The organism is Acidobacteriota bacterium (assembly GCA_028875725.1).
Classification (GTDB): Bacteria; Acidobacteriota; Thermoanaerobaculia; order Multivoradales; family Multivoraceae; genus Multivorans.
This window is the reverse complement of the sequence record JAPPCR010000008.1, coordinates 1-6,511: the sequence shown is the minus strand read 5'-3', so window position 1 is coordinate 6,511 and position 6,511 is coordinate 1. Positions and strand designations below refer to the sequence as shown.

At 63.3% G+C, this 6,511-nt stretch carries 5 protein-coding genes; all 5 read right to left on the bottom strand.

The window, feature by feature from the left end:
- Positions 1–670 precede the first annotated feature (670 nt).
- Positions 671–2,485 (bottom strand): carboxypeptidase regulatory-like domain-containing protein, encoded by a 1,815-nt coding sequence (locus OXI49_10515; GenBank protein ID MDE2690935.1) that lies wholly within the window; start codon positions 2,483–2,485, stop codon positions 671–673.
- A 44-nt stretch (positions 2,486–2,529) separates the two neighbouring features.
- A complete protein-coding gene (locus tag OXI49_10510) occupies positions 2,530–2,859 on the bottom strand; it encodes a hypothetical protein (protein MDE2690934.1) in 330 nt (109 codons plus the stop codon).
- 128 nt (positions 2,860–2,987) lie between these two features.
- On the bottom strand, positions 2,988–4,139 hold the full coding sequence (locus OXI49_10505) for a hypothetical protein (GenBank protein MDE2690933.1): 1,152 nt from the start codon (positions 4,137–4,139) through the stop codon (positions 2,988–2,990).
- A gap of 52 nt (positions 4,140–4,191) precedes the next feature.
- Positions 4,192–4,536 carry a hypothetical protein gene (locus tag OXI49_10500; GenBank protein MDE2690932.1) on the bottom strand — a complete coding sequence of 115 codons (345 nt, stop codon included), beginning with the start codon at positions 4,534–4,536 and terminating at the stop codon, positions 4,192–4,194.
- 333 nt (positions 4,537–4,869) lie between these two features.
- Positions 4,870–6,231 carry a 6-bladed beta-propeller gene (locus OXI49_10495; GenBank protein ID MDE2690931.1) on the bottom strand — a complete coding sequence of 454 codons (1,362 nt, stop codon included), beginning with the start codon at positions 6,229–6,231 and terminating at the stop codon, positions 4,870–4,872.
- Positions 6,232–6,511: the final 280 nt, after the last annotated feature.

The window sequence follows — 6,511 nt, the reverse complement described above, 5'->3', positions numbered from 1 at the left end:
CCGTCGCGAGCGCGCCTCCACCCCGTTTCCGTGGCTCGATCATCCGCCGCGAGGATGTCGAGTTCCTCGGTCGGGAGCCCGAAACCGGGGTACTCCTACCCCTCTTGGGGTCGAGTTAGTGCGTTTACAGGCGATCCTGCGGCCACGGATTCCGCCAAACCGCCCTCAAGACGCCCAGAATGGCCGTGAGAGCGGTTTTCCGGGCTCGACAGGGTGTGGGGGAGCATGACCGGGATGGCTGCCACCCAGTCGGCCAGAGACGCCGCCTACGCGCGGATCCTCAAGCCCTCGCCCGGTTCACGGCCAGGCTACCGGCTGGTAGGTTCGACGAGGATCACGTCGACCGGGTCGTCGGCCACCACGGGGCTACGCTCGGCCGTGGCCCCCGCGACGGGGCTCGGGGGTTGGAGGACCTCGCCGCCCGCCGCTCCCGTGGCGGGCCGGAAACGCCGGGGTCAGAGGGGGCGCAGCCCCCCGCCAGCCTCGCTCGGGGACACGCGGAGTGTGGCCCCAGCGAGTATGCTGGCTTGTCTCCGAAACGCGTTTGGGAGCCCAGCTCCCGGACAAGGCAACCGGAAGGGGCTCCGAACGCCTCCTCGCGCTTGCCTGTGCGAAGGAAGGCCCCCGGGACGCTGAGAGGCGCAACCTCGTCAGCCTTTGGGTAACGTGATCAACGACCGGACCTTGTCGTCAAGTCGAGGCTCCGGTGCGGCGACTGCCGATCAATCGTGAATGACTCAATGCGGCGTCCAGGAAAGGCATCCCGCAGGCTCACGGCCTCCTCCAACCGACTCTCGTCGAGATCCGCTCGTGCAAACACCGCCACTTCGAACGGCACATCCACTGGTACCCAGCACACCCGATAGAAGCCGCTAATGGCAGTCCTCTCGATGGTCCACGAGCGAAAGTTGCCTACGGCTACGGCCCGTGCCTTCTTCGGGTCCATCAGCGCGGCGACCTCATACGCTTGGGGCATGACCACCACCTGCGCATCCTCGACAGGCGTTCCCTCGTCATCGCGTACATGACCGATCAACATCCCCGCGCGAACAGTCAGTCTGGGCGGTGTGCCGATCGTCATCATCGGCTTGGGCGGGGACGCACTCTCGCAAATCCGTTCGAGAACCTCCCGTAACGGCGGGGCATCCATGAAGACCTGAGCGGGCTCGGATGCTTGGGGCTGCACGATCACGTTCGCTGGTTCGGGTTGGTATCCCAGCGAATCGAGGTAGGAATGGGTGAATCGGAGCGTGTACTCGCCCGGCACCAAGTGGTCGAGTTCGAAGTAACCGCTCGTGTCGGTGGTCGCCTGGGCACCGGAGCCCGGCAGGAAGACACGCGCGTTGGCGAGGCCCGCCCCAAGGCTGTCACGAACGGTTCCGGTGATCCGCATCCCAGCACCGCCCTCGAAGACCACTTCGTCTCCCTGGTAGGCACGCAGAACCCGCCCGCTGTGCGCGGTGACCCCCTCGAGTGTGGGGTACGGTCGACCGGTGAGCGGATGAGTGCCACCGTCGCCAGCCCGGAACATTCGCATTTGCCACGACGGCACGATCCAAGCGCCATTGGACAACTCCACGAACTCGACGCTCCCGCCGGGTTCGGCCTCAAGCAGCCAAGGCGGGACGTTCAGATCAACAAAGCTGAAGTCCACCCGGCGCAGGCGCGCCGTCCGCCGGTCGAGCCACATCGTGCCTGCAATGTCCGGCACACCGCCCCTCTCTACCGGTTCGAACGCGACGCCGATGGCATCCAGATCCTCGCCGTCGGGCACAAGCGCGACGCAATGTGAATCCAGAAAGGCATCGGAGAGAAGGACCTCGGCGTCGGGAGCCCAGAAGACGATGCCGGTTGGGGAGATCTCCACAAACCCGTGTGCCACCAAGGAGTCTGCGGAGCGCGCCACATACGGTGCCGAAGCAAGGCTCTGCCCATAAGATCTGTTCTCGGATTCCACCCGCCAACCCGCTTCGTCAAACTCGCGTCTGACCCGCAAGGTCTCGTAGCGGTAAAGGCCGCGATCCTGTGTCCATACGGCTGCCGCGAGCGCTTTTCGTGCCTCTTCCCATACCTTCGCCACCGCGAGTCCTTCTTCAGGACGCAACCTGCACTCTCGTCGGTCAGCCGTCACTTCGATGTCTTGGAGCGAGACGGGTTCCGGCGCTGCGGCCACGCGAAGCGCGACCGTCTCGCGTTCGGATAGATGGACGAACCGGGAGAAGGTAGTCGCGTAGCCGATCCTGTCGATCCGGACCCTGAATTCGCCCGGACTACTTGCCGTCACGACGAAATAGCCATCGGCGTGAGTCAAGCTGCGTTCGTCTTCCCTCCCTTGCCGATCCAACAGCGTCACCATCGCGCCTGCCACCGGCTCATCGCTGCCCAAATCGGTGATCCACCCCTGTACTGCTTGACCGGACGCAGACGTGACCACCCCCGAAGGCAGTACCGCGCAGAGCGCGAAGCGCAAGGCAAGTCGCGTCATTCCGAATGGCGCGGTGGTATGCGGCCTTCGGGCCTCGGCCCAAGTCACCTGAGTACTCGTGAGGACAAGTCCCGGAGTAGCGAGGCTTGATTGTTGAGACCGACTGCGAGGTCGGTCAATGCGAGATCCTCGAAGACGTATGCTACCGGATCCGCAGGCACATCGTCGGGGTTCAGGACGACCCCCGCAACCGGCACCCGGCGTAAAGCCAGATCGCGCTTCTCGCGCTCGTCGGGCTCACTTGTGAGAATGAGCGCCAACTGTAGGCCCGTAGCCTCACGATCAAGCTGAACCCAGCGACCGAGAATTCCCGCACACGAGAAGCAGCTGTCGGGCGAATACACCAACACGACGGAGATCCCTTCGACGCTCACAGCATCGCCAATCGTTCTACCGTCGATAAGGCGGATCTCAGAAACCCCGTCGCCGGAGCTACAGGAAAGAAGCGCCGCGTATGCGAGGCAAATGGCCGCTGCGCGCAAGCGGTTCGCAGTCCGCAAACCTATCCCCCTTGTCTTGGGAAGATGATTCTCCCAGTGCAGTCGCTCGACTCGATCCTGAAACGCCGGATGACCGTCTTCGGACTGCCGCGGTCGTCAAGCGACTGTTCCAAGACGTACAGACTGCCCGCACGAAGGGCCGCTTTCGCAACACCTGATTCCAGTGTGGGAACGAGGGTGTCTGGACACACGCCGCTTCCGTCTTCCTGTATGCTCGAAACGTAGAAATCCGCTTGCTGTGGATAACCCCCTCCAGCCCGTCGCTCGCCAAGGTCGAAGTCTTGGTGGAGGGCGAGAACACTCCCCCGTTCGTCGCGCGACAGCGCGGTCAGGGCGGAAATGGACTCCACGAGTTCGGGAATGCTCGTTTCACGAGGATCGAGTGAAGCCAGTTCATCCTCATCTGGAAGACCACGCCGTCGAACCGACGGGAAGACCAGTGTGTCCAGCACGTTACCGGCGTGGTCAGTGCGAAGCACATTAGGACTCGCGCCAAACCCCACCACCAGATCGTCGTCGCTCACGTCGATCACGGTGAAGGCGAGAACGCCGAACACCATCGGATTCTCGATATAGGGCCGAGGCACGGTCACTCGATCTAACGAGATAACAGCATCCGCGCCGCGTGACGACACGTGCCGAATCGGGTGCGCGCCGATGGCCTTCCAGGCATTCCGGTCCATTCCTGCGGTCCAGAGCGTTTCGTCATGCACCGAGAAAGATAAAGGGAACGTGGCCTCGGCGAACTCGACGGTATTCCGGTAGCGGCCGGATGACACCTCGAAGATCTCCAAGCTCATGGGGCGCAAGTCGACGAAACCCAACAGATCTTCAGCAACGAAGCCCTGCACACCCACCACCGTGAACTCGCCGGGCTCCTGTCCTACCCGACCGAAGGCTCGTCGGAAGCCGCCATCGCGTCCGAAGCGCAGCACACTGTTCGAAAATCGGTCGGCGATGAAGTACGATCCGTCGTCCGCGACGATCAATGCGGCCGGGTCGCTTAGGTAGTGCTCCGTGGTTTCGCGTAGCTCCACGCTGTCTTCGAGAACGAGCGCTGGCCCGGATTGCATGCCCTGTAGGGGTCCATGCAGAAAGCAAGCAGCCAACGCCGCGATGAGCAGGGAAGGGCTGCGGGGGAGTCGGTCGAGCATGGGGGCTCGGAACACGGGCGAAGCGGGCCGGTTGGGCTGAGCCAGACTCGCCTTAGAACTCGATGACGATACAGTCGCAGTCGAACCACAGATCCCAGCAGTTCAACCAGCAAAAGCCGAAGATGGGGCTCCACCATGCGGTGTAGACTATCTGGCCATCGTCGGTGGCCTCGGTGACGCCTTCGCCAGTCGGCTTGGCGGTTTCGGCGTCGTTGGGGGTAGCTGCCACCGACGCCTCCGCGCCCTTTTCCGCGCCGACTACTTCCAGTTCGGCAATACCGGCGGCGGCAGCGACGTTCGCGTCGGCCGGAATCGCAGCGCTCAGGCCCACGATGAGGAGGGATGCCGCGACGAACGACGCGGCGCGAGTGATTGCGTGAATTCGCAGAGTGCTCATTCTCTTCGGTCCTTTCGGAGTGATGTTGGGGGATGCAAGCGCGTCTGTTCCGAAGCGCCGAGGTAAGTTGATGGTCACGCGCTCCATGTCAAGGGGATCGGTTGAAATCGGTTGGGCACGGTCCACCGGCGAGACGATTAGTGCGTGGGGCGTGGTTGCTCCATCGATGGGTTGCGTCGTCTAGAACTCCGAAAAGTGTCGCTCCGTAAGTCAATGTCTTGTAGTTGTTTACGATGTCAGTGATCCTCTTGGAGTCGCCTCTGCGAGCGTCCCTCGCTCGGCGGTTAGCGGCGTCCCACGCGCTGAATTTCCCCGTTCAACCGTCGTGGGGCCTCAGCGAACCCCGGCGGGCAGTCTGCGCACCACCACGCTCGCCACGTCAAATTCGTCGAGTTCGATGAACGCCACCAGACCGTTTGGGCCGAACGCGTCCGGCATCTCGGTCGCGGCGGTCGCATAGCTTCCAGCATACTCGCCTTCGTGGGTCAGGACATCGATGGGTCCGTCCCCTTCCGGCTCGGTGCCTCTGCGTTGCACCCAGATGCGGCCGTCCCATGTGGTCGCGAGAGTGCGAAGGACGGACACTTCATGGTAGTACCTCTGTTCGAGTTGGAAGCTGCCGGTCACCGGCGTACCACCTCCTTCGCTGCGTCCCCGGACTTCCAGTATTCTGGGACCGGGAGGCCCACCTCCGCGGCCTTCCCGCCTGGCCGCTCTCCGCTCCTCGAAGTCGCTCCGGAGCGAAGGCGTCAAGGGCTCGGGCAGGAAAGGCCGTCGAATGATGCGCTGGGGTGCCCTTGCACCCGGCGGAGTGACCTTGAGCACATAGGCGGACGAATCGGAGTGAACGATGCCTCCGTCTGGAAGAACCCCGACCAACAGGCGGGGTTCGAAAAGGGTCGGCATGCTCATCCGTCCCAGCATTTCTCGAAGTTCGGCGGGGACGTTTGGCGTGAGATCATCCATGTCTGCCCGCCGCGGCAACCATCCTTGGACTACGGTGTCTGCTTCGACGACCTCGCCATCTAGCGCAACCCGAGTGATAGGACGGGATGCGGGCACTGCCGCACCGCCCGCGCCGCTGGCGGCTCTGAAGCTGATGTCCGGGCCTCCACCGAAGCCTCCAGCAAAGACTGCGGCGCCGCGCGGGTCGGGCCGGATTGTCGCCGATGCGGACACGGTGCCGGGATCATCTCCGGTGCGGACCATCCGCTGGAAGGTGCCAGAGGCGTCGAAGAGTTGATAGGCGCGGTGACCGACATCGCTGACGACCGTGGTTCCGTCCCTCAGTACCGCGAAGCCGACGGGCCGGTTAAACTCGCCGGGACCTCCGCCCCACGATCCGAACTGGTGCCGAAAGCCGCCTGCGCCGTCGAAAACCAGCACCCGCAGGTTCCCCGAACCCATCAGTCCCATAGTCCCGTCGAACACATACAGATTGCCTTCGGCGTCGAAGGCCACCTTGTTCACTTCGCCGAACATCTCCCACGATTCGCCTTCGAGAACGCCCACTCGATAGACCTCCTCGAAGTCAGGATCGATGAGGCGGTCGCGTCCCGGCAGTTCGATCAACTCCTGGGCCTGAAGAGCAGTAGCGGCAAGCTGGAGCGCGAAGGTGGCTGAAACGAATTTCTGCAAGCAGGCTCTTGTCATGTCGGCTGCCTCGGTATACGGTGTGAAGGCTCTGGTGACCACGCCCTTCCTAGGCGCTCTTCCCGCATGGACAATAGTATGTTGTTGGGGACGCTGGGCGTCCCAAGATGGTCGAACAGCCGATGCCGATCCAGTCGTGAGGCAGTTCACTCGTAGGCCCGGCGAGGGCTCGTGGTTCCCGCCATTCAGGGCCGTTCTTCCCGCTCTCCCGGGTCGTTCCAGCAAGATCCAGTTCAACGGCAGGAAACGCAGATCGTGCAGCCCCGTAAGACTTTAGACGATTTCCTGCCGGGATTCTGGCCTCTAGCGATCCGCCCGACGG